The organism is Flavobacterium sp. UBA7682 (assembly GCF_002482945.1).
GTDB lineage: Bacteria > Bacteroidota > Bacteroidia > Flavobacteriales > Flavobacteriaceae > Flavobacterium.
This window is the reverse complement of the sequence record NZ_DLGY01000046.1, coordinates 132,077-156,894: the sequence shown is the minus strand read 5'-3', so window position 1 is coordinate 156,894 and position 24,818 is coordinate 132,077. Positions and strand designations below refer to the sequence as shown.

The following is a 24,818-nucleotide window of genomic DNA, read 5'->3' as shown; positions in this document are numbered from 1 at the left end:
TTAGTATTATATTTGCCTCCCGAATCGTCGGGACGATTAAGCGAAGATTATTTTTATGGAAAAGGAAATTGACGAGAAAAAACAAGGTACCAGTATGGTGCTGGAATATAAAGAAGGCAACACTAAAAAACTATTTATAGAAAGCTATGGCTGTGCGATGAATTTTTCGGACAGTGAAATTGTAGCGTCTATTTTGACCGAGCAAGGTTATAATACGACTCAGAATTTAGAGGAAGCCGACTTGGTTTTGGTCAACACTTGTTCTATCCGAGACAAAGCTGAACAAACCGTTAGAAAGCGTTTGGAGAAATACAATGCGGTAAAACGCAGTATCAATCCGGGAATGAAAGTGGGTGTTTTGGGCTGTATGGCGGAACGCTTGAAAGACCAATTTTTGGTACAAGAAAAAATCGTTGATATGGTTGTTGGCCCTGATGCTTACAAGGATTTACCGAATCTATTGAAAGAAGTAGAAGAAGGTCGCGACGCGATTAATGTTATCCTTTCTAAAGATGAGACTTACGGCGATATTTCACCGGTTCGTTTGAACAGCAACGGTGTGAATGCTTTTGTTTCGATTACACGTGGTTGCGACAATATGTGTACGTTTTGTGTGGTGCCTTTTACCCGTGGAAGAGAAAGAAGTCGTGAACCGCAAAGTATTTTAGAAGAAATCCAAGACTTGTGGAACAGAGGTTTCAAAGAAGTTTGTCTTTTAGGCCAAAATGTCGATAGTTACCTTTGGTATGGCGGCGGTTTAAAAAAAGATTTCGACAAAGCCACCGAAATACAGAAAGCCACAGCGACTGATTTTGCTCAGTTGTTAGAACAATGCGCGATTGCGTTTCCAAAAATGCGTTTCCGTTTTTCGACTTCAAACCCTCAAGATATGCATGAAGAGGTATTGCATGTGATTGCCAAATATGACAACGTTTGCAACTATATTCACTTGCCGGTTCAAAGCGGAAGTACCAGAATTTTGAAAGAAATGAACCGTCAGCATACTCGTGAGGAATACATTGAGCTGGTGGATAAAATCAAAAGAATAATTCCGAACTGTTCGATTTCTCAGGACATGATTTCAGGTTTCCCAACGGAGACTGAAGAAGATCACCAAGACACCTTGACTTTGATGGAATATGTAGAATATGATTTCGGTTATATGTTTGCGTATTCAGAAAGACCCGGAACTTTGGCCGCTAGAAAAATGGAAGATGATGTTCCGGAAGAAGTTAAGAAAAGACGTTTACAAGACATTGTAGACTTACAACAAATATTAAGCGAAAAAAGAACCAAGCGTTTCTTGGGTCAAACGGTGGAAATTTTGATTGAAAAAGAATCTAAAAAATCAGACAAGCACTGGAGCGGCAGAAACTCTGAAAATATGGTGACTGTTTTCCCGAAAGGCGATTACAAAGTAGGTGATTTCGTAATGGTTAAAATAAGTGATTGTACCACGGCTACATTGATTGGAGAAGCGGTTGGATACAGCGAAATGAATTAACAATTGATAATGGATAATTGATAATTAGGTTTAAACCAAAATCAATTATCCATTGCTAATTATCAATTATCAATTAAAAAATGGAATCAGTTCAAAACATAAAACAACGCTTTGAGATTATCGGGAATGACCCGAAGCTCAATCGTGCCATTGAGAAAGCGATACAAGTGGCTCCAACGGATATTTCGGTANNGAACGACCCAAAACTCAATCGTGCCGTGGAGAAAGCCATTCAGGTTGCTCCAACGGATATTTCGGTATTGGTTGTAGGTGAAAGTGGTGTTGGTAAAGAAAGTATTCCGAGAATTATCCATTCGCTTTCGCATAGAAAACATGGCAAATACATCGCTGTAAACTGTGGCGCGATTCCGGAAGGAACAATTGACAGTGAACTTTTTGGTCACGAAAAAGGCGCTTTTACCGGGGCCAATAACGCTCGCGATGGTTATTTTGAAGTAGCCGATGGTGGAACAATTTTCTTGGATGAAGTAGGCGAATTGCCACTGACGACACAAGTGCGTTTGTTGCGTGTTTTGGAAAATGGTGAATTTATTAAAGTAGGTTCCTCACAAGTGCAAAAAACCAATGTTAGAATTGTAGCCGCGACAAATGTCAATATGTTTGACGCGATAGAAAAAGGAAAATTCCGTGAGGATTTGTATTATCGATTGAGCACCGTAGATATTCCTTTACCGCCATTACGCGATAGAAAAGACGATATTCATTTGTTATTCAGAAAATTTGCCGCCGATTTTGCGCACAAATACAAAATGCCACCAATCAGATTGAGTGATGATGCGGTTCAGTTTTTACAAAAATACCGTTGGAGTGGTAACATTCGTCAGTTGCGAAATGTAGCCGAACAGATTTCAGTTTTAGAAACCAATCGTGATATTTCTCTGTCGACTTTACAATCTTATCTTCCTGTTGAAGGAAGCAATTTACCTTCAGTGATTAGCGGAAAGAAATCCGATAGTGATTTTGCCACCGAAAGAGATATTTTATACAAAGTCCTTTTCGACATGAAAAGCGATTTGAATGACTTGAAAAAACTGACTTTGGAGCTCATGAAAAACGGCGCAAAAGTGCAGGATATCAATCCGAGTTTGATTCAAAAAGTCTACGGAGCTAAAGAACCGGAAAGCGAAATTTCGTTCGAAGAATCCCCAAGAGTTAATGTAATTCCGACTCAAAATCAAGCACAACAAGAAGAATTTGAGGATGAAGAGGATCAAAATTATTTGGATGCCGAAACCGTTGAAGAGGAAGAAGTATTGAAATTGGAACAAAAAGAAATCGAACTCATCAAAAAATCATTGGAACGCCACAAAGGCAAACGAAAAGCCGCTGCTGATGAACTAGGGATTTCAGAGAGAACTTTGTACAGAAAGATTAAGCAGTTTGATTTGTAACTCAATTGATAATTGAAAATTGATAATTAACAATTGAAAAATATATCTTTGAAGCTTCTATGAAAAATATACATTACATTTTACTTTTACTAATCGCTTTTAGCATTAACAGTTGTTCGGTATACAATTTTACCGGAACTAGCGGAAACATAAACGCCAAAACCTTTCAGGTGAATTATTTCCAAAATGCTTCCGATTTAGTAGAACCCGGAATTGAAAGAACATTCACTTTGCGTTTGCAGGATTTAATTCAGAATCAAACCAATTTAAATCTGACGAATTCCAATGGTGATTTGTTGTATGAGGGTGAAATTACCGATTACAGAATTACTCCTATGACAGCAACAGCGGATCAAAAAGCAGCACAAAGCAGATTGACGATTGCGGTTATGGTTCGTTTTACCAATAAAAAAAAAGAAGCGGATAACTTCGAAAAAAGATTTTCTTTCTTCTATGATTACAGCGGTCAAAACCAACTAGTTGGCTCGCAACTAACAGAAGCACTTGATGTCATTTTTGAACGAATCACTCAAGATATTTTCAACGAAACATTAGCCAAATGGTAGAAATAGTTGTCAGTATTCAGTCGCAGTTGGCAGCTCTTGTAATTTAGAATCCAACTGAACACTGAACACTGAACACTGAACATTGAACACTGAACAAATTTGAATTTAACCGATTACACATATTTACTCAACAAACCTGAAGCCATCAATGATAGGCATGCGGAAACCTTAGACAATGTACTAAGCGCTTTCCCTTATTTCCAAAGTGCCCGTGTGTTGAAGTTAAAACATTTGTACAATCAGGATAGTTTCAATTATAATTACGCACTGAAAATTTCGGCAGCCTACACAACGGATAGAAGTATTTTGTTTGATTTCATCACTTCAGATTCTTTTGTTTCAGTCCAAAAAGGTTTGTATGAAAAAAAACTCGAAGAGTTAATGAATATGAATGTTGTTGGTATCGAAGAAGTAATTGTCGAATATAAACCAATACAAATTGACCCATTGGAACAATCAATTCTTACGTCAATTAAAGAATCATTACCTTCTCAAGAACAAAAAGCCGAAGTAAAATTAGCAATTGGCAAACCCTTAGAATTTTCTAAAGACGAAAAGCACTCTTTTCAGGAATGGTTACAATTATCGAGATTTAAGCCAATCGTTAGAGAAGAATCTTCAAAAAACATATCGATTGCAGAAGAAGATAAAAAGAAAAAAATCGATTTAATAGACAAATTCATCGAGAACAACCCGAAGATTACACCTATCGCCAAAGACGCTACAGTACCAGTAATAGCGCCAATTGCAGAAGACACTTCTTATTTGATGACCGAAACTTTGGCCAGAGTTTATTTGGAGCAAAAAAAATATTCGAAAGCAATACAAGCTTATGAAATATTAATTTTGAAATATCCGGAAAAAAGTAGTTTCTTTGCAGACCGAATTTCGGATATTAAAATTTTACAACAGAATAACAATTAATTACAATATATCATGTTTACTATTTTTTTAGCAGCAATAACTTTAGTTTGTTTCTTATTAATCATCGCTGTGATGGTACAAAATCCTAAAGGTGGTGGTTTATCTTCTTCACTAGGTGGAACTCAAATGTTGGGTGGTGTTCAAAAAACTACTGACTTTTTAGATAAAAGTACTTGGTTTTTAGCTACAGCATTAATTGTTTTGATTTTATTGTCAAGCATTAGTTTCCCAAGCATGGTTGGACAATCAGATTCAAAAGTGATTGACCAAACTGAAATTGCTCCAAAAACAGCTACTCCATCAACACCAGCAACTACTACTCCGGCTAAACCGGCGGAAGAGAAAAAATAATAAAGACATATCTTTATCCTAATGCCAGCGCTGACATGCTGGCATTTTTTTTAGGAAAAAATGACAGTTTTTAAGGCTTGGCACAATTTCTGAAATGACGAAAAACAAAATCATAATAACACAAATAACATAGCATTATGGCATTAAATATTAAACCTCTTTCAGACAGAGTGATTGTGGAACCGGCTGAGGCCGAAACACAAACAGCTTCCGGAATTATTATTCCAGATACTGCTAAAGAAAAACCACAAAAAGGTAAAGTTGTAGCAGTAGGAAACGGTAAAAAAGACGAACCTTTAACGGTTAAAGTTGGCGATACAGTTTTATACGGAAAATATGCCGGAACCGATTTAAAGTTCGATGGCAAAGATTATTTAATCATGCGCGAAGATGACATCCTAGCAATTATCTAATTCAAATAACCGACCCTAGGCGCAGCCGAATTGTATGGAACGCAGTGGAATAAATTAACAAATTATCAAATAAAATATTATGGCAAAAGATATAAAATTCGACATTGAAGCTCGCGATGGTTTAAAACGTGGTGTTGATGCCTTAGCGAATGCAGTAAAAGTGACTTTAGGACCTAAAGGAAGAAACGTAATCATTGGAAAATCATTTGGTGGACCAAACGTTACCAAAGACGGTGTTACCGTAGCCAAAGAAATCGAATTGAAGGATCCATTAGAAAATATGGGTGCTCAAATGGTGAAAGAAGTAGCTTCTAAAACCAATGATTTGGCCGGTGACGGAACAACAACTGCAACAGTTTTAGCGCAAGCTATCGTAAAAGAAGGCTTGAAAAATGTAGCGGCCGGCGCTAATCCGATGGACTTAAAACGCGGAATCGATAAAGCGGTTGAAGCTATCGTAGCTGACCTAGGCAAACAAGCACAAGTCGTTGGAAGCGATTCTGAAAAAATCAAACAAATTGCCTCTATTTCGGCTAATAATGATGAAGTGATTGGCGAATTAATCGCTACTGCTTTTGGGAAAGTTGGAAAAGAAGGCGTAATCACCGTAGAAGAAGCTAAAGGCACTGACACTTACGTTGACGTAGTAGAAGGAATGCAATTCGACAGAGGTTATTTATCTCCATATTTCGTTACCAATCCAGAAAAAATGGAAGTTGAATTAGAAAGACCTTATATTCTTTTATACGACAAAAAAGTATCTTCATTAAAAGAATTATTACCGATTTTAGAACCGGTAGCACAATCTGGAAAACCATTATTGATCATTGCTGAAGATGTTGATGGGGAAGCTTTATCGACTTTAGTGGTAAACAAATTACGCGGTGCCTTGAAAATTGCAGCGGTAAAAGCACCTGGTTTTGGTGACAGAAGAAAAGCAATGTTGGAAGACATTGCCATCTTAACGGGTGGAACAGTAATCGCGGAAGAAAGCGGTTATACTTTAGAAAATACAACTTTAGAAATGTTGGGAACTGCAGAAAAAGTAACCATCGACAAAGACAATACAACCATTGTAAACGGTGCCGGTGACGCGGACATGATTAAAAATCGTGTCAACCAAATCAAAGCCCAGATGGAAACTACAACTTCTGACTACGACAAAGAAAAATTGCAAGAGCGTTTGGCTAAATTGGCCGGTGGCGTTGCTGTACTTTACGTTGGTGCTGCTTCAGAAGTAGAAATGAAAGAGAAAAAAGATCGTGTTGACGATGCATTACACGCCACTCGTGCCGCTGTTGAAGAAGGAATTGTTGCCGGTGGCGGTGTTGCCCTTTTAAGAGCTAAAAGTGTTTTAGCCGATTTAAAATCTGACAATGCTGACGAAGCAACCGGAATCCAAATTGTATCTCGCGCAGTAGAATCTCCTTTGAGAACTATTGTTGAAAACGCAGGTTTGGAAGGTTCTGTTGTCGTGGCTAAAGTTTCAGAAGGCAAAGCCAATTTTGGTTACAACGCCAAAACTGATGAATACGTTGACATGTTAAAAGCCGGAATCATCGATCCTAAAAAAGTAACTCGTGTAGCTTTGGAAAACGCTGCTTCTGTTGCCGGCATGATTTTAACAACCGAATGTGCTTTAGTAGATATCAAAGAAGAAAACGCTGGTGGCGGAATGCCAATGGGCGGTGGAATGCCGGGAATGATGTAAAATTTTCTTTGGATTTAAATTCCAATATTTTATAATATAAACACCAAAAACGTCTCGATATTTCGGGGCGTTTTTTTTATTTCTTTTGTAAATAAAATTTTATATTTTTGAGAGTGAATATTCTAATCCCTTAGAGATGTGTAAAAATTTGCTTTTAATAATTGTCCTCTTTATTTCAAACATTATTCAAAGTCAAGAAACCCATGACGAAAACGTTTCTAAAATCGCAACAGCTCTTGAACAATATTTCTTTTTAGAAAGAGAAAACATCAATCTTCATCTCAACAAAACTACTTTTTTATCCAATGAAAAAATTTGGCTAAAAGGATACATAGTCAATAGAAAAACACAGCAACCCTTTTTTAGCACCACCAATGTTTTTGCTCTGCTGTATGATGACAAAGGCAACAAATTGTTTGAAAAATTACTTTTTGCCAATAACGGAACTTTTACAGGAAAGTTCGAACTGGATAAAAACCTTCATTCCGGTGATTATTATATTCAAGTCTATACCAATTGGATGAATAATTTTTTTGAAAACGAATCAACAATTCAAAAAATAAAAATCATCAATCCAACAGAAGGCGCGATTTTAGAAAATAAAAATCCCGACGAATCTCTTACCATAACACTAAACCCAGAAGGCGGTACTTTAATTAAGGGCGTCAATAATGTAGTAGGTGTAAAATTAGCCGATTGTCAAGGAAGAACTTCTGAAAATGCAGAGATTGAAATTCAAGACAACAATGGTATTATTTTACAAATCATAAAATTGAATCAGTTTGGTTACGGAAAATTTGAAATTATGCCTTCAAATAATCCAATAAAAGTGGTGTTTCATTCAAACAATAAAAAAATTGAAACCCAATTACCCATCGCCTCAAATATTGGCATCGCACTTGAAGTCAACAATTTCTCACATTCGGATCAAGCTATTCTTAAAATAAAAACTAATTCGGAAACCAAACCTTTTATAAAAAACAAGCAACTTTACATTGTTGTTCATCAAGATGATAAAAAATCCATTATACCGTTGCAATTGAATAAAGACAATTATGAACAAACTATGTCAATTACAAACAAATACCTCTTTGAAGGCATCAATACCATCAGAATAATTGACAACGATTTAAAACAATGGTGCGAAAGAATCACTTATGTTCATCAAAAGGAAAATAAACCTTTGAGTATAATGTCCAACTTCAAGAAAGACGGTAAAATAAAAATGGCCGGCTATTCAGAATATGCCAATGCAAACTTAAGCATCTCCATTTTGCCCGAAGAAACGAAAGCACTAGACATTGAAGATAATCTAATTTATTCTTCAACCATCAGCCCTTATATTAGTGAAAGTTTTACCAATGCTAATTACTACTTCACAGAACCTTCAAGAAAAAAAAATTATGAATTAGATTTGGTTTTACTAAATCAAAGTAAACCTAAATATGATTGGGGAAATATTGTTTCCAATCCGCCTAAATCTAGCTACACTTTTGACATTGGTTTAACCATAAAAGGAACTATAAATCAAGAATTGAAAAATAATGAAGACTACAAAGTAAGATTATATTCTGTTAAAGATTTAATTTTAGTGCTATCTGATGTAAATAAGAAAAACGAATATCAATTCGAAAATATAGCCGTTGCCGATTCCACAGTTGTCGAATTATCACTGTTAAAATCTCCTGATTTAAATGTTATTTCAACCCACTTCGCGACACAAGTTTTGAACAGGAATAAGCCCTTTAAAAAACCTTTTTTGGCGCCATTCAGCGATTGTCCGAAACCTCAAGTTTATGATTATGACACTTCATTTGATTTACCGAAATTCAACGGAGAAATCATCAATTTAAAAGATGTGGTGGTCAAAGCCAAACCAAAAAAAACCTTAGTAAATGAAAATAAATTTGGAAATTCTTATCTACGTGGATACAAAATAGATGAAAATGACACCACAAGTTTGTTGGTTTTTATTGAGCAAAATGGTTTTAATGTAAACAGAACAGCTACTGGAGAAGTTTCCATCACCTCTAGACAAATATCTTCTCTTTTAGGCGCAAGACCAACACCCGAAGTATTTATTGATGACAGAGTCTTGTTTTCATTTGCAGAACTTGACATGATGGACATGGTCGAGATTGATGAAATTTACATCAATGCGAATGCCATTGTGCCTTCAACCAGAAACAAACAAGGAATTATCAAAATTTACAGGAGAAAAAACTTTACTTCAAAATCAATTATAAAGTCGGTTCCATTTTTAATTAAAGAAGGTTTCGAAAGTAATTCGAGTTTTATGAATAATGAGTATCAAAGTTTTGCCAATAAAGGATTTGAAAATTACGGAATTGTAGACTGGTATCAAACCATCTTAACTGACGAAAAAGGAAATTTTCTATTTGAATTTCAAGACGCCAATATCAAAAATTACAAAATCATCATTCAAGGCTTTACCATTGATGGTGAACTAATTCATAAAGAATTCAAAATGGCAATTGATTAATTTTAAAACTACGTTTGGTTAGTTTTCCGATTCCTCTTTTGGATGTTTTTTTATCATTTTAAGTACTACCGGTAAAGTAGAAACCAATATAATAATGATTATAATTTTCTCAATGTGGTGTTTCAAATCAATATCAAACTTCTCTAAAAACAAACCATATAAATAATGTCCGGCAAAAATTAAGATAAACGACCAAAGGAAAGAACTTAACACGTTGTAGAACATAAATTTCTTCTTATCCATCGTAACGATTCCGGCCACAATTGGCGCAAAAGTTCTTACTACAGGTAAAAAACGAGCAAAGATGATAGCTTTACCACCATATCTTTCAAAGAAGTCTTTCGATTGGATTAAGTATTTTTTCTTCCAAAAAAAACTGTCTTCTTTTTTATATAAATAATAACCACTTTTGGAACCAAACCAATAACCAATCATATTTCCCAAAATTCCGGCAACAGCTACTAAAAACGCCAATAAGCTTACATTAATCAAATCACTTTCAATAATAGTGAAATTCTCAACTAAATCACGGCTGTAAATTCCGGCTAAAAACAACAAACTGTCTCCGGGTAAAAAGAAACCTGCGAATAAACCGGTTTCGGCAAATACAATAAATAATACAATCCAAAGCCCAATTTTTACACCACCAACTGTCATGGTTATGTAAAACTCAGGATTCAATAATTGCATCCAATCAAAATCACTCATGGATTATAAAATTAAAATGGGTAAAAAATTCGAGCGTGAAATTAGTGCTTTTTTTTGGGATAACATCCAATTTTAAGGTTTTTGCAACACTAGATTTTGAATTAAAGAAATCGACACGGTATGGTTCATCACATCATCAGAAAATGAAGAAGTAATATAGTGGTTTAGATAACCTAATTCCAATCGGGTATTATTGTTGTAATTGAGTCCGAGCCCAATTAAAAAGCGGTTTTGGTCAAATATTTTATCATTTACCTTATTGCTTCCCAAATTAAAAAAAAATTCATTTTGCAATACCAAATAAAGTTCGTCATTGGTAGATTTCAAGTCTGTTATATGAAACAAATTACGATTCAAATAACGCAATCTATTTTGATAATCAGAACCCAACGAAATAACATTATTATCGACTAATGTAATTTTCTCAACCCAACGTTGTTCTAAACGGAACCTATTTGTCATAGTGTTTTTCTTATTGTGCCATTTTTTGTTGACTTGGTATTGTTCCCAAATTCGATTCTCTTTAAAAAAATCATCCGCAGAAGCACTAAAAGTATTAACCAAGGCATAACCTCCGGCTAAACTCTTAGAATCTGAGAGATAATAAATGGCTCCTAATCTGAATAAATTCTGCTGATTTTGTTCCAATTGGTTATCCATCCGAAATTGCGCTTCAAGATGATAACCCCAATGGCTGGAAACTTTATATTGACCGGTGTAAGCAAACCAAACTCTCTGATCTTGCTTGATTTGTTGTGAAAATCCAATAGAAAAAAAAGTGAGGCAGATAAAAGTGAATATTATTTTCAAAGCAAATGTTTTTTGGCAAAAATAGAAATTAAAAACTCCTTAAAAAGTTAAGGAGTTTTTAAAATTATTTTCTTTCATACAGACAACAACCGTGAAGTTTTTGATAATCTTCCTCTGTTGCCTTTACCTCATCAGTGTCGTGACCAACTTTTGCAATGGCTTTTTTTACATCCATAAGAGAACATTTCTCTTCATTAATAATCAAATGTAAAGTATGGTCATCAATATGCCATTCTGCACTTTTTACTCCCGAAACGGAAAAAGCCGCTTTCTCTATTCGCTTTTTACACATTTCGCAATTACCGTTGACTTCAATATCGTATTTGGCATTCTTGCTCTTTTTAGCTCCGCTCAGTTCGGCTCCGCCTCGGGTGTCTTGTGCTTGTGTTGTAAAGCCAACAAAAAGCAACATCATTCCTAAAACTATATTTTTCATTTATGTTGAATTTAGTTCAACATCTTTCGATGCTGACAATTATTTATTTTATTTTGAATCTTAAACCTGCGTAATACATGGCACCAAAAACCGGCGCATAAACAATTGACGTATCAAAAGTAGATCCAAAAGGATTTTCAGCTCCCAAAACTGCTTTATGCTGAGTATAATTCCCAATGTTTTCGCCACCAATATATATTTCAAAAGTACTTGAGAATGTTCTGGTAATTTGGGCATTCATAGTCGAGAACGAAGGAGAAAACTCCGGCAATTGGTCGTGATGCGGATTGCTTGACGTGTTGGGCAATTGTTGCTTGCCTAACCAATTCCAAGTGTAATCAAATTTCCATTGCTGTCCTTTTTCTTTGATATGGGTTTCAAATTCGAGATTGCCAAAGAAACGATGCTTCGCTTGCAAAGGTCTTTGATAACTGCCCGAAAGATAATCGGTAGAAATATCATAATATTTATAAGCCGTTCTCAAATTCAAGTGCTTAATAATTTCTAAGTTGAAATCCAATTGCAAACTATTGGCGTATGACTTTCCATCCAAATTGTAAAACAAAACTTGTTGCGGTGAATTCATTACGTCAACTACCGCTTGGTTTTGAAAATCAGTTCTGTAGAAGTCAATGGTCGTATCGGCTTTCAACCCGAAAAGCATAAAGTTTTGCGTAAAACTTAATCCATAATTCCAAGCAATTTCAGGATCTAAACCATAAATTTTTCCATTGGTATCCAAAACTGAAAACGTTCTGGAACTCGCAAAAAGATTTTGATTTTCCGCAAAAATATTCGCGGCGCGCTTTCCTCTTCCGGCAGAAAAACGAATTACAGATTTATCCCAAGGATTATATTTCACGTGTAATCTTGGAGTAAAAAATGCTCCTAACCTATTGTGATAATCCAGTCGCCCACCCAAAATATAACTGAACTTGTCGTTATTATCAAAAGTATATTCGAAGAAAGCACCAACAGAATTGTCAATTCGACTCACATCAGACAAGTTTACGAATTCAGCATACTTGTCATATGAAAAGTTTAAACCTGTAGCAAACTTGTGCATCGTATTGCTGATAATCGAATTGAAGATCAGGTTCGAATAATAACTTTGCTGTTTGATATCATATTGGTTCAAACCAAAATATGATTCTTGATTGTGTGTCGTAAAGGCATTTTGAAAACCAATACTTTGGTAAGGCATATCTTTGAAAACATAACCGATTTTAGAGGAAAAATCCAAACGTTCGGTATTGATTTCAGAACCCCAATAATTGGTGGTCAATTGATCTCTGTCGGGATCAAAATCTAATTCTCCGGTTTGTTTTTTATCGTTCATATAACGAACATTTAAAAACGAAACCCAACCAGATTCCGGATTGTAATACTGCCAACGATTGGCGATGTTTAATTGTTTTCCCAAAGGATTGTCCATAAAGCCATCGTCATTCATATCGTTTTTGGAAACGCGGGCATTGCCATGAACGAACAAACTTGTCGACCATTTATCCGAGATTTTTTTATTGAAATGGGTATTGATTTCGAAACGACTTCCGGTATCGCCATAAGTATTCAAAAAGAACGGAATGTCGCCCAATGGTTTGATTAGTTCGGTATTAATTTGGCCCGAAATACTTTCGTAACCATTAACAACACTTCCGGCGCCTTTGGTAATTTGGATACTTTCTACCCAAGTTCCGGGTGTAAATGACAAACCGTAAGCTTGAGAAGCTCCTCGAACAGAAGGAATATTCTCCTCGGTAATCATGATATATGGACTCGTGAGCCCAAGCATTTTGATTTGTTTGGTTCCGGTTAAAGCATCCGAAAAATTAACGTCGATAGACGGATTGGTTTCGAAACTTTCGGCCAAATTACAGCAAGCTGCTTTTAGTAATTCTTTGCTCGTGACCAAAGTAGTATTGGCAGCGCCTTTTATTGATTTTTTTATTCCCTTTCGGCTGCCTTCTACTGTTACGGTTTTCAAAGTGTCTTGTTTCAAAGTTTCTTGTGAAAATCCCAAAGCAGAAAATAACAACGTCAGGAATAACGGTATATTTTTCATTGTTGTTGATTTAAAATTAATTCGATTTCAAATGATCCTCAGTAGAAATAATGAGAACCTGAACGGAATTCAGATTAAATCAGGCGTAAAAAGTGTATTGGCAATAAAGTTTATAAAGCGGCGGCGCATTAGAATCGCAATAGAAAGCCACTTTATCATCCACAAATTTTGGCGCATCAGCTACCGCAAAAAAGTGATTTTTATATTCGGAGAAAAAAGCCGGTTCAAAATCGAGTGAAATCGTTTTGATGATTATTTTTTCGGTCTTGTTTTTTAAGTCGACTTTCTTATCGGAACAACAGTCTTTGTGCGTGGTTTCAACTTTGGCGCAGCAGGTTTTTTCAACCACAACCGGCATCTCACAAACTTCTTCTTTAGAAAAAACAGAAGAAATGGAAGCAATTTTTCCCTCACAATAGTGCACACTAAACGCCAAACCCGAATTGGAAACCAATATCAGCAAAGCGGTTAAAATACTAATGTGCTTTTTAAAATTCATGTTACAAAGTTAATAATATTCAGTTCTAAAAAACTTAAAATGGTCTTAAAACTTACAACTCAAACTCTTGCCCCATCAAAGGAACTGAGCAATCAACCCCATATTTTTCTTGAATTTTAATTCGCAATTCATCTGCCGGTTCATTTTCGCCGTGGACTAAAAACACTTTTTTCGGTTTGTCTTTTAATTCCGAAAGCCAATTCAGCAAATCATTTTGGTCACCATGTGCTGATAATCCTTCGATTTCTAAAATTTTGGCCAAAACCGGATAATATTTGCCATAGATTTTAATATCTGTTGCGCCTTCGAGTAGTTTTCTGCCTCTTGTTCCTTCGGCTTGATAACCAACAATGATTACTGTGGTTTCCGGTAAGCCAATGTATCGTTCCAAATAACTCAATACTCTTCCACCGGTAATCATTCCGCTGGCGGCGATAATTACTTTGGATTGTTGATCAAAAATTGTGGCAATGGTTTCTTGGTATTCCGAATTCATCGTAAACATTTTACACATGTCGATACATTCCTGTTCGGATAATTTGTGCCAATTTCGATTATCCATAAACACATCTAAGACACTAATACCCATTGGTGTGTCAATCACATAAGGAATGTCGGGGATTCTTTCTTCATTTTTTAATTGCCACAACAAATACATCAAAGTCTGCACGCGTTCCACCGCAAAACTCGGAATAATCACTGTTCCGTTTGCTTGAACCGTATTGTTGATGTAGGTTTCCAATAACAGTTTCACATCTTCCTCAGGATGAATTCGATTGCCGTAAGTACTTTCTAAAAACACATAATCGGCTTTCTTTGGTTTCGTCGGCGCGTACATCAACACATCGTCATCTTGACCAATATCCCCTGAGAATACTAACGTTTTATTTTCTAAAGTTAATTCGACAGAACAAGCGCCAATTATATGTCCGGCATTAGTAAACTTCGCTGAAATTTCTGCATCCAAAGCCACATCTTCATTCGGTTTGATAACTCGAAACATTGGAAATACCTTTTCGGCTTGGGCTAAATCGTATAAAGGTTCGGCTTTTTCGTGTTTGGAAAAATGTTCTTTATTGGCGCGCTCAGCTTCTTCTTCTTGAATTTTAGCGCTGTCTAACAAAATCAATTTGGTGATATCTTTAGTTGGACTCGTACAATAAATTTTGCCATCAAAACCTTGATTGACCAATCTTGGTAACCAACCACAATGGTCTAAATGACCATGAGTCAATAGTACATAATCAATTGTGTTGGGCAAAATTGGCAATGGTTCCCAATTGAGTTCTCGCAAAGGTTTAATGCCTTGAAACAATCCGCAATCAATCAGAATTCGGATTCCGTTGCTTTCGATTAATGTCTTGGAACCGGTTACTGTTCCTGCGCCGCCTAAGAATTTGATTTTCATTTTAAATATATTTACAAAGCTCAGAAGCTTCTTTAATCACATTTTTTATTCGGATTGGGCTTAATCCAATTTCTTCAAGTGCACCCATATTATTGATGATTTCTTTGGCCAAAATAACATCTTGCACCAATAATTTGTCTTTTTCAGCCAAAGTCAAAGTAGTCAAGCAAGTAATTGGATACAATTGTCCTTCATCAATTCTTTTTCTTAAACTGGATTTTTCAGGATAATCCCAACTCAGCAATTGCAATCCGGAACAATGGGCAAAAGCCATAGCATCACCTGTAAATCGGTTATTGGTCGCTATCCAACAACCTGAAATTTTATCTTTTTTGGTAAAAATAATATGGTTTCGATCCTTCAAATCATTGAAACGAGAAAGTATATACATAGGCACTTTCACATCCGAATTGGTCTCGCTTTTGGGGTGAAACTTACATTCAATCATTTCTACCTGTTCATTTTTCTTAACCGCAACATCTACTTCATGTCCAACGCATTTTCCCGACAACAGTAAGTTAGTTTGTGCCAAATAACCTTCGGAACGAAATAATCGAGCAATATATTTTTCGAAGAAAAAACCCGCCGGACCAAGCATTTGAATGGCGGTTCTGAGATTGTATCTTGCCGCATTGGAATTAGAAACCTTTTTCAACAACCCAAAAGCCAACTTGTAGATTTTCTTGGTAGAAATGCCTTCGTAAATTTGTTTATCAATCTCTTGCAGAATATCTTCTACAACATGTTTGTTGGCGCCTGATTTAAGTAGAGAACTTTTAAGTTTGTCCCGATTGAAATCGACAATATTTCCCGAATGCTTTATTATTTTCATGATAAACGAAATTAAATTTCAGCTTGCAACACAATAGTAAAGTTACGAAAAATCGCTTACTTTTTGACTTGTTTTTGGTAATAAAACGCCGGAATAAATAGCAATATAAAAATCGGTTGGATTAAAAATCTCCTGATATAAAAAAGTGTCATCTTGTTTTCTTCGCCAAAGAATGTCAGCACAAAAATGAAGCTTATCATTAGAATTGAGCCTAATATCATATACAACAACATCGAAAACTTAACAATTTTGGTGTCTTTGAAAATCACATACAGCAAAAACAAAGAAATCACTGAGTTGATATAAAATCTCATCCCTAAACTAAAAAACAGTTTAAACACATTGAATTGCGGCAATTTCGCATGAGCGTATTCGCTTTTAAAATAGTTTAAAAACGGATCATAAAACAAATGGTCTTCAAAAAGTCTAATACAGATTAATAATCCAATTAGAAACAATGACCAAAATACCTTTGACTTATTTTTTAGCAGTAGTTGTAGCATGTAAAGAAAATTTATTGACCCAAATAACCCATAATAAAAACACCACTCCGTAAATGATTAACGGAAAAATGACACCGTGCAAAACATGTTCATACTGCGGAAAACTATACAAAGCCATACACAATAAAGCGATTCGAGCGATATTAAGAATGTGAATTAAAATACTTCCCAAGAGAATAAAAACAAGCGTTTGTTTCCATTTACCGGTAAACGCAATCACAAATGAAACAAACAAAACAATCACACTCAAAGCATTACAACCTTCAATAATTCGGGAAATGTATTGTCCTTTGTAAATGATTTTTATACTTGGTTCTGTTGGATGTTGTTCATTATAAGCTGTTGCATCAAATAAAGTCAAGACTGATTTCGTTTGATTAGCCACAAGTTGAGTAAAAGAATCCACTTCATTTTTTGAAACATCGAATCGATTTAAATATGATTGATAAATGATGGTCAAAACCAAATACGTCAGCAAAAATTTTCCCAAAAAAAGTAAAAACGGTTTGTATTGCTGTAGCAGATTTTTCAAAATGGAATTTTTAACAAATTTATATAAAATAAAAAAAGCGCAGTCGTTACTTTTGCATAAAAAATTGAAAATGAATTTCGAAAATTTGAAACCTCGGGTAATAACGATTCTCTCGGATGCCAATTCGGAAAGAGAGGTGAAATTAAAAAACCTTTGTCAATTCCTATCAGATAATGTAGATTACTACAATTGGGTTGGATTTTATTTTGCCAATCATGAAAACAAAACTTTACACCTCGGACCATACGTTGGCGCCGAAACAGACCATACGGTAATTCCGTTTGGAAAAGGCATTTGCGGACAAGTGGCTGAATCTAATGCAAACTTTGTCGTTCCTGATGTATCGGCGCAAGACAATTATATTGCTTGCAGCTTTACGGTGAAATCGGAAATCGTTGTGCCGCTTTTTGTTAATGGCCTAAACATAGGTCAAATCGACATCGACAGTCATGTGATTGATCCTTTTACCGAAGCAGACGAAAGATTTTTAGAGTCTGTAAATGAAGAAGTTGCAAAATTATTTTCAAAATAATTCATAACTCATAACTCATAATTAATAATTATTTTTACCTTTGCACACGAATTGAGAAAACCTCATTTCATACATAATAATCATTTAAAATAATATTGGAATGTATTTAAGTAAAGAAACAAAAGCTGAAATCTTCGCTAAACACGGAGGAAAAGCTGAAAACACTGGATCTGCTGAAGGGCAAATCGCTTTGTTCACTTTCAGAATCTCTCACTTAACTGAGCACTTGAAAAAAAATCGTCACGATTACAACACTGAGCGTTCGTTAGTTCTTTTAGTAGGTAAAAGAAGAAGTCTTCTTGACTACTTGAAGAAAAAAGAGATTAACAGATATCGTGAGATTATCAAAGAATTAGGTATTAGAAAATAATACATATCTAAAGAGGTGCTTGCGCGCCTCTTTTTGTTTTATAAACAACGAAGAAAGTTTTGGTTTTTCATTGGGTTACACACAACAACTACAACAACACAACTAATTCTGTCGACAGGCGGAGACCAATGTAAAATTAAAAAAGGAAAATTTATGATTCCACAATTATTTGTAGAAACTATCGATTTAGGTGATGGCAGAAGCATCACAATCGAGACAGGGCGTTTGGCCAAACAAGCTGACGGTTCTGTAGTAGTAAGAATTGGAAAAACTGTTATTTTAGGAACAGTAGTATCCGCAAGAAAAGCAAGTCCGGGTATCGACTTTTTACCGTTAACGGTAGATTATCGTGAAAAATTTGCCGCAGCAGGTCGTTTTCCTGGTGGTTTCTTTAAAAGAGAAGCACGTCCAAGCGACAACGAAGTATTAACCATGAGATTAGTTGACCGTGTTTTGCGTCCGCTTTTCCCAAGTGATTACCATGCAGAAGTTCAAGTGATGATTCAGTTAATGTCTCATGATGACGATGTTATGCCGGATGCTTTAGCAGGTTTGGCCGCTTCGGCAGCGTTAGCTCTGTCTGACATTCCGTTTGAAACTTTAATTTCTGAAGCCAGAGTAGGAAGAATTGACGGTAAATTTATCATCAATCCATCTCGTGCCCAATTAGAATTGTCTGATATCGACATGATGATTGGTGCTTCTACTGATTCTATCGCAATGGTAGAAGGAGAAATGAAAGAGATTTCAGAAGCCGAAATGGTAGAAGCTATCAAATTTGCTCACGAACATATTAAAGTACAAATTGCCGCTCAAGAAAGATTGGCTACAGCTTTTGGAAAAAAAGAAGTGCGTACGTATGAACAAGAAAAAGAAGACGAAGCTATTTACGCTAAAGTAAAAGCAGCGGCTTATGATAAGATTTACGCTATTGCAAGCAAAGGTTCGGCTAAACACGAACGTTCAGCAGCTTTTGACGCGGTAAAAGAAGAAGTAAAAGCATTATTTACAGAAGAAGAATTGGCTGAAAATGGAGATTTAGTTTCTAAATATTTCTACAAAACCAATAAAGAAGCAGTTCGTAATGTAACTTTAGATTTAGGAACTCGTTTAGACGGAAGAAAAACTACTGAAATCAGACCAATCTGGTGTGAAGTAGATTATTTACCATCTGTTCACGGTTCGGCTTTATTTACCCGTGGAGAAACTCAAGCATTGGCAACAGCTACTCTAGGAACTTCCAGAGAAGCCAACCAAATTGATTCACCATCAGAACAAGGAGAAGAAAAATTCTATTTACACTATAATTTCCCGCCATTTTCAACCGGAGAAGCTCGTCCGTTAAGAGGAACTTCAAGAAGAGAAGTTGGTCACGGAAACTTGGCTCAAAGAGCTTTGAAAAACATGATCCCTGCTGAAAATCCATATACCATCAGAATAGTTTCTGAAGTATTAGAATCAAACGGTTCGTCTTCTATGGCAACTGTTTGTGCCGGAACATTAGCCTTAATGGATGCCGGAGTTCAAATGATTCGTCCTGTTTCAGGAATTGCTATGGGATTGATTACAGATGGTGATCGTTTCGCGGTTTTATCTGACATCTTAGGTGACGAAGATCACTTAGGCGATATGGATTTCAAAGTAACCGGAACTTCTGAAGGAATTACGGCTTGTCAAATGGACATCAAAATTGACGGATTGAAATACGAAATCATGGAGCAAGCATTGGCACAAGCTCGTGATGGTCGTTTGCATATCTTAGGAAAATTGACTGAAACGTTAGCACAACCAAGAACTGAAGTTAAAGTTCACGCTCCGAAAATTATCATGAGAACTATTCCTGGTGCTTTCATCGGTGCTTTGATTGGACCTGGTGGAAAAGTGATTCAAGAATTACAAAAAGCTACGGGAACTACAATCGTTATTAATGAAGTAGACGAACAAGGTGTTGTTGAAATCTTAGGAACTGATCCGGACGGAATTGCAGCAGTATTGGCGAAAATTGATTCTATCATTTTCAAACCAACCATGGGCGAATCCTACGAAGTGAAAGTAATTAAGATGCTCGACTTTGGAGCCGTAGTAGAATATACTGCAGCACCTGGAAACGAAGTGTTATTACACGTTTCAGAATTGGCTTGGGAAAGAACAGAAAACGTTGCCGACGTTGTAAAAATGGGCGATGTGTTTATGGTGAAATACTTAGGTGTTGACCCAAAAACCAGAAAAGAAAAAGTGTCGAAAAAAGCACTTTTACCAAGACCTCCAAGAGAAGAGAAAAAAGACGCTCCACAAGGTTAATTCAGAATATATTAATTCATACTAAAACCCAGCTCAGTAATGAGTTGGGTTTTTTATTTTTAGTAGCTAACGCAACCTTTTCATTTTTTAATGACTTTAGATAAAAACCTATTATTATGAAAAAAATAATACAACTCTCAAAAATAGCCACTTTGCTATTTATAATGCTTATCATCAATAGTTACAAAGACCTCGATGACAGTATTGTCATTCCAAATGCTAAAGATTTAATTCATAAAGACGATAAGTTGTTCTGCTTGATTGAACGAATAGCCAAAGAAGCGCTAGGCTATCAATTAAACGGTAAAAAAGATTGGTTTTTGCCCAGCGAAAATGAACTAGCTTTGCTTTATACCAATTTACACCAACAAAACCCTGGCAACTTTACAAATGTTGTATATTGGGATTCAACCGAGATTGATGTCATCCCAATAAAAACTATTGATTTTTCAAATGGGCAAAATGTAGTGAGTTCAAAAGTTTCGACTCCAAAAACTGTATAAAGTAAGATGCATTCGTTATTTTAAAAAAACACTTTTGAATTTAGAAGATTTAATAAAGGCCTGCCAAAAGCAAAACAGCAAAGCGCAAGAAGAATTATACCATTTGTATAAGAACACTCTTTTTGCACTATGTTTAAAGTATTGCCAAAACGAAGCGGAAGCGGAAGACAATCTGCACAATGCATTTATTGAGATTTTCACCAACATCAAACAATATAAAGGCAAAGGCACTTTTGAAGGTTGGGTCAAACGAATCACCATCAACAAAGCCATTGACAGTTACAAAAAATCATATCAACTATCACCGATTAAAGAAACTGACTTTCAAGATACTGATGTAACAGAAAATGAGTTAGAAGAATTTACGTTAGACCAAATTCTTTCTATGATTCAAAACTTACCTAATCAATATCGTCTGGTTTTTAACTTGTATGAATTGGATAACTATTCGCACAACGAGATAGCCGAAATGCTAAACATCACGGTTGGTACTTCAAAATCAAATTTGCACAGAGCCAAAATGATTTTAAAAGAACAAATTAAGGCAATTGCCCCAATCCATAATATGAATATGAAATATGGAAAATAGAAAAGATATCGGAAAAGCCATTAGCGATAAACTGAATTCTCTGGAAAAAACGCCAAGAGAAAATGTTTGGAATGGCATTAGTTACGAACTTCAAAAGAAAAAAAAGCGAAGAATGGGTTTCTTTTTCTTTTGGACAAAAACCATCGGATTACTTCTTGTTGGAGCGATTGCGGCTTTATATGTCTATAATCAAAATGTAGATTTTAATACTTTATCTCCAGAAGATTCAAACGAACCTATCATTGTAAATGGCAATAACAGAGAAACAAATACCAACAATTCTAATGAAAGAAATGCAGATAATGACAATTTAAACTCCAATTTAAACAATCGAAATGTCGTTGAAGACGAAAATAACATTCATACTGTCGGGAATAAAAACAATCCTAAAAACAGCAATTCGACTAGTGCCAAAAGCAAAAAAGGTTCTGTAAAAAACAGCCAAAATAGCCATTCGGTGTCAAAAAATTCAAAATTATCTAAACAAAAGTCAAATCAGTTTTCAAATGTAAAAAGTAAAAAACCTATTAAAAAAACAAAAGCAGCATCTAAAACCACCCAAGAAACCTTAAACCCAAACGAAGTCAATACTGAACCAAACTCCACTGCCCTTTTTGACCCAACATTATTACAAAACAAAAGTTCAGTAGATCAAACTCAGGAAATAAATCTTAAAAAAACGGATTCACTTGCATCCAAAAAAGACAAAGAAAAAACGAAAAACATCAACATGTATCCTGAAGACAAAAAGGAAACGGACAGTGCAAAAACATTTCGAAAGTTTGACATAGATGCTTTTGTATCGCCAACTATTTATGGTCATTTTGCCAAAAAATCAACATTAGACCGTCGATTAGATGGTATTTCTAAAAGTTCTACAATTACGATGAGCTATGGTTTGGGATTGACTTATCAAATAGGCGAAAAACTGAGTATTCGTATTGGTTACAGCAAAATTGCTTTGGAGTCAACCACCAAAAACGTTGCGGTTAATACTCAAAATTATTCCGGTATAAAATACCATCCAACCTTAACGAATCAAACCATCTACATCGCTTCAAATAATGCCGAGAAAATGGATATCACACAAGAAATAAGTTATACCGAAATCCCATTGGAACTGAAATATAAGTTTTGGGACAAAAAAATAGGACTGTATGGTATTGCGGGTTTCAGTTATTTAATACTTGATAAAAATTCCGTTTCCATCAAAACAAATAACGGTTACAGCCAACAGATTGGTAAAATGAATAACATTATGGACACTTCTGCTTCAACCAACATCGGATTTGGACTTGACTATGAAATCTTCAAAAACGCTAAGATTTTTGCCGAACCTATGTTCAATTATCAAATCATGTCCTTTGACAACAGCAATCCGAAACCTTATTTCTTCGGAATTCATACGGGCATTCGGTATACCATTTTAAATAAATGATTGTGGTAGTTAGTTAATTTGATAAAACCCCGATTCTAATTTGAAATCGGGGTTTTTGATTTTTACCAGTTCAATATCGGAAACGAACGCTTGGCATTTTTATTCCAAACACCAATTTGAAATCCTTTGGAATACGAACGGTTATAAACACCAACTTGCAAACCTCGATTGTATTTGGTTGCATTTATTAAACCTACATGAACACCTTTTAATTCGTAGGATTGATTGAAAAGACCAACAGTTGCTCCTTTTAAAGAATTGTTAGCATTATATACCCCAACAGAAACACCGTTTTGATGGTCTATCATTGTGCCAAGAACAGTTACAGATAAACCATTAAAATCATTAAATTTATTGGCTAATGAAATATTCAAACCATTCATACTAGCCGTCGTAAAAAAGCAACCTGTACTCAGATTTAAACCGTTGACTTTTACATGTGGCGTATGCTCCCAATTTTTTATTCTTAATCCTTCTCCGCCGCCACGGGATGACAAATCCGCATTTCCGATGACATCCGGTAAATGCAAAATTGCCAAAAAAGCCACAAAAACACCGGCAATTGGTGCCGGATTTACTTCTAAATTTAAGCCATTAATTGTTTGATTGGCAATTCGTCTGTTTTCTACATGGCCAAATCCGAAGGCAAAATTTACTTTGTTTATTTTTTTTGACATTGGCGTAAAGCCAAAAAATTGCGCGTGTTGTTCGACCGGAGTAAATCGTTGTTGGTAAATGCTGTTTTGTTGAACAATGGTGTCTTGAGCATAAATGATTTTAGTTGTTAAAATCAAAAGCAATAAAATTCTTGTTTTCATGATAATTTGATTTTTAAAATTCAAATCAAAACTATTGTGATATTTACAATAATTTTAACGAAAAGCAATTAAAATAATTTTTACATTTGTGATTATCGCAAATATGAACAACCAAGAAACACTTCTTAACGAGATTCGAAAACAGATTTCCACATCGAGTTCTTTAAACGATGCTGTTGCTGTTGCATTAGACATTAGTTATGATGCGGCACACAGAAGGGTTTCGGGAAAAAGTAAGTTTTCTATTGACGAAACTATTTTACTTTGCCAACATTATAACTTGTCGCTAGACACAATTTTCAACAATGAAAAGAAAATGGTCGTTGAAAAAACCAAAGAAGTCAATTCGGAAGCCGATTTGGTTCAGTACTTCCGAGATTCTGCGGCGCATTTGAGTGAGTTTAACAATACCGAAAATCTCTCCATTTTTTATTCTGCCAAAGACATTCCGCTTTTTTACACTATTGGCGGAAGCTTGCTTTCCAAATTTAAATTGTATGTATGGCTTAATCTTTTAATCGGAAAAGAGAACATTCCTTCTTTTGAAAGCTTTACCATTTCCAGCCAACTTCAAGAACATTCCTCTCTAATTCAAAACGTTTTTGCCAAAGCTACAGTTCATGAAATTTGGAATGAAACCACGATTAACAGTACGATTCAACAAATATTATACTTTTTTGAATCGGGTTTACTTAGCATTAACAACGCGACCGAACTCTATCAGGATGTTAAAAGAATGTTGCTCAATATTGAAGAAAAATCGAGTCAAAATGACATTCAATACCATTTGTACCAAAATGATTTATTGATTTTAAACAATAGCGTATTGGTCAAAAACGAGGTCAAAAGTAAGCTTTTCATTCCTTATACGTTGTTAGGCTATTTCATTACGGAGGATTTGGATACCACCAAAAATGCTTCCGAATATTTTAAATACCAAATGAAAAACTCAAAGTCACTCAATCTTTCCGGAACGCGTGACCGAAAGCTCTTTTTCAATAAAGCAAATCAAAAAGTTGACTATTATTTGCAACGCTTAAACAATCAAATCGATTTGTTATTCTAAAAACTAACCTAAATTTTGTGAATT

General features: G+C 35.3%; 25 protein-coding genes. 15 read left to right on the top strand and 10 right to left on the bottom strand.

Annotated features, from left to right (window positions below):
* Positions 1 to 55 precede the first annotated feature (55 nt).
* From miaB to B3C16_RS14445, 8 genes are all read left to right on the top strand, one after another.
* Positions 56 to 1,504: a tRNA (N6-isopentenyl adenosine(37)-C2)-methylthiotransferase MiaB gene (gene miaB, locus B3C16_RS14480; RefSeq protein WP_291132869.1), complete on the top strand. Its 1,449-nt coding sequence runs from the start codon at positions 56 to 58 to the stop codon at positions 1,502 to 1,504.
* An 80-nt stretch (positions 1,505 to 1,584) separates the two neighbouring features.
* Positions 1,585 to 2,916: a sigma-54 interaction domain-containing protein gene (locus B3C16_RS14475; protein WP_291132867.1), complete on the top strand. Its 1,332-nt coding sequence runs from the start codon at positions 1,585 to 1,587 to the stop codon at positions 2,914 to 2,916.
* A gap of 59 nt (positions 2,917 to 2,975) precedes the next feature.
* Positions 2,976 to 3,482, top strand: coding sequence for an LptE family protein (locus B3C16_RS14470; RefSeq protein ID WP_291132865.1), 507 nt, complete (start codon positions 2,976 to 2,978; stop codon positions 3,480 to 3,482).
* Positions 3,483 to 3,581: 99 nt separating this feature from the next.
* Complete coding sequence (locus B3C16_RS14465; RefSeq protein ID WP_291132863.1) at positions 3,582 to 4,406, top strand: tetratricopeptide repeat protein; 825 nt, start codon at positions 3,582 to 3,584, stop codon at positions 4,404 to 4,406.
* 12 nt (positions 4,407 to 4,418) lie between these two features.
* Positions 4,419 to 4,757: a preprotein translocase subunit SecG gene (gene secG, locus B3C16_RS14460; protein WP_291132861.1), complete on the top strand. Its 339-nt coding sequence runs from the start codon at positions 4,419 to 4,421 to the stop codon at positions 4,755 to 4,757.
* Positions 4,758 to 4,894: 137 nt separating this feature from the next.
* The gene (gene groES / locus B3C16_RS14455; protein WP_291132859.1) at positions 4,895 to 5,170 is read left to right on the top strand and encodes a co-chaperone GroES; all 276 of its coding nucleotides are present in this window, start codon (positions 4,895 to 4,897) and stop codon (positions 5,168 to 5,170) included.
* Positions 5,171 to 5,249: 79 nt separating this feature from the next.
* Entirely contained in the window at positions 5,250 to 6,881 is a 1,632-nt protein-coding gene (gene groL / locus B3C16_RS14450; RefSeq protein WP_291132857.1) for a chaperonin GroEL, read from the top strand.
* A gap of 148 nt (positions 6,882 to 7,029) precedes the next feature.
* Positions 7,030 to 9,384 carry a hypothetical protein gene (locus tag B3C16_RS14445; RefSeq protein ID WP_291132855.1) on the top strand — a complete coding sequence of 785 codons (2,355 nt, stop codon included), beginning with the start codon at positions 7,030 to 7,032 and terminating at the stop codon, positions 9,382 to 9,384.
* Between the two features lie 18 nt (positions 9,385 to 9,402).
* Here the strand turns inward: B3C16_RS14445 and B3C16_RS14440 are convergent, their stop codons facing one another.
* From B3C16_RS14440 to xrtF, 9 genes are all read right to left on the bottom strand, one after another.
* Entirely contained in the window at positions 9,403 to 10,092 is a 690-nt protein-coding gene (locus B3C16_RS14440) for a DedA family protein (protein WP_291132853.1), read from the bottom strand.
* A gap of 72 nt (positions 10,093 to 10,164) precedes the next feature.
* Complete coding sequence (locus B3C16_RS14435; protein ID WP_291132852.1) at positions 10,165 to 10,902, bottom strand: DUF2490 domain-containing protein; 738 nt, start codon at positions 10,900 to 10,902, stop codon at positions 10,165 to 10,167.
* Positions 10,903 to 10,966: 64 nt separating this feature from the next.
* The gene (locus tag B3C16_RS14430) at positions 10,967 to 11,338 is read right to left on the bottom strand and encodes a heavy-metal-associated domain-containing protein (RefSeq protein ID WP_291132850.1); all 372 of its coding nucleotides are present in this window, start codon (positions 11,336 to 11,338) and stop codon (positions 10,967 to 10,969) included.
* A gap of 43 nt (positions 11,339 to 11,381) precedes the next feature.
* Positions 11,382 to 13,403 (bottom strand): TonB-dependent receptor plug domain-containing protein, encoded by a 2,022-nt coding sequence (locus B3C16_RS14425; protein ID WP_291132848.1) that lies wholly within the window; start codon positions 13,401 to 13,403, stop codon positions 11,382 to 11,384.
* Between the two features lie 79 nt (positions 13,404 to 13,482).
* Entirely contained in the window at positions 13,483 to 13,902 is a 420-nt protein-coding gene (locus B3C16_RS14420) for an HYC_CC_PP family protein (protein ID WP_291132846.1), read from the bottom strand.
* 52 nt (positions 13,903 to 13,954) lie between these two features.
* Complete coding sequence (locus B3C16_RS14415; protein WP_291132844.1) at positions 13,955 to 15,310, bottom strand: MBL fold metallo-hydrolase; 1,356 nt, start codon at positions 15,308 to 15,310, stop codon at positions 13,955 to 13,957.
* 1 nt (position 15,311) lies between these two features.
* Positions 15,312 to 16,142 (bottom strand): ATP cone domain-containing protein, encoded by an 831-nt coding sequence (locus tag B3C16_RS14410; RefSeq protein WP_291132842.1) that lies wholly within the window; start codon positions 16,140 to 16,142, stop codon positions 15,312 to 15,314.
* Between the two features lie 56 nt (positions 16,143 to 16,198).
* Positions 16,199 to 16,645 carry an exosortase F system-associated membrane protein gene (locus tag B3C16_RS14405; RefSeq protein ID WP_291132840.1) on the bottom strand — a complete coding sequence of 149 codons (447 nt, stop codon included), beginning with the start codon at positions 16,643 to 16,645 and terminating at the stop codon, positions 16,199 to 16,201.
* Positions 16,620 to 17,177, bottom strand: coding sequence for an exosortase family protein XrtF (gene xrtF / locus B3C16_RS14400; protein WP_291132838.1), 558 nt, complete (start codon positions 17,175 to 17,177; stop codon positions 16,620 to 16,622). The genes B3C16_RS14405 and xrtF overlap by 26 nt, the downstream gene beginning before the upstream one ends.
* A 70-nt stretch (positions 17,178 to 17,247) precedes the next feature.
* Between xrtF and B3C16_RS14395 the strand changes: the two genes are divergently transcribed.
* The 6 genes from B3C16_RS14395 to B3C16_RS14370 all read left to right on the top strand — a co-directional run bounded on the left by B3C16_RS14395 (position 17,248) and on the right by B3C16_RS14370 (position 22,910).
* The gene (locus tag B3C16_RS14395; protein ID WP_291132836.1) at positions 17,248 to 17,709 is read left to right on the top strand and encodes a GAF domain-containing protein; all 462 of its coding nucleotides are present in this window, start codon (positions 17,248 to 17,250) and stop codon (positions 17,707 to 17,709) included.
* Positions 17,710 to 17,809: 100 nt separating this feature from the next.
* Entirely contained in the window at positions 17,810 to 18,079 is a 270-nt protein-coding gene (gene rpsO / locus B3C16_RS14390; RefSeq protein WP_121311785.1) for a 30S ribosomal protein S15, read from the top strand.
* Positions 18,080 to 18,232: 153 nt separating this feature from the next.
* Positions 18,233 to 20,380, top strand: a complete 2,148-nt coding sequence (locus B3C16_RS14385; RefSeq protein WP_291132834.1) for a polyribonucleotide nucleotidyltransferase — start codon at positions 18,233 to 18,235, stop codon at positions 20,378 to 20,380.
* Between the two features lie 116 nt (positions 20,381 to 20,496).
* Entirely contained in the window at positions 20,497 to 20,883 is a 387-nt protein-coding gene (locus tag B3C16_RS14380; protein WP_147406799.1) for a DUF1566 domain-containing protein, read from the top strand.
* A gap of 34 nt (positions 20,884 to 20,917) precedes the next feature.
* On the top strand, positions 20,918 to 21,472 hold the full coding sequence (locus B3C16_RS14375; protein WP_291132831.1) for an RNA polymerase sigma factor: 555 nt from the start codon (positions 20,918 to 20,920) through the stop codon (positions 21,470 to 21,472).
* A complete protein-coding gene (locus B3C16_RS14370) occupies positions 21,462 to 22,910 on the top strand; it encodes a hypothetical protein (RefSeq protein WP_291132829.1) in 1,449 nt (482 codons plus the stop codon). Before B3C16_RS14375 ends, B3C16_RS14370 begins: the two co-directional genes overlap by 11 nt.
* A 62-nt stretch (positions 22,911 to 22,972) precedes the next feature.
* On the opposite strand, the gene B3C16_RS14365 is transcribed toward B3C16_RS14370, so the two are convergent.
* Positions 22,973 to 23,728, bottom strand: a complete 756-nt coding sequence (locus B3C16_RS14365; RefSeq protein WP_291132827.1) for a hypothetical protein — start codon at positions 23,726 to 23,728, stop codon at positions 22,973 to 22,975.
* 103 nt (positions 23,729 to 23,831) lie between these two features.
* Between B3C16_RS14365 and B3C16_RS14360 the strand changes: the two genes are divergently transcribed.
* Positions 23,832 to 24,794, top strand: coding sequence for a hypothetical protein (locus B3C16_RS14360; RefSeq protein WP_121311790.1), 963 nt, complete (start codon positions 23,832 to 23,834; stop codon positions 24,792 to 24,794).
* Positions 24,795 to 24,818: the final 24 nt, after the last annotated feature.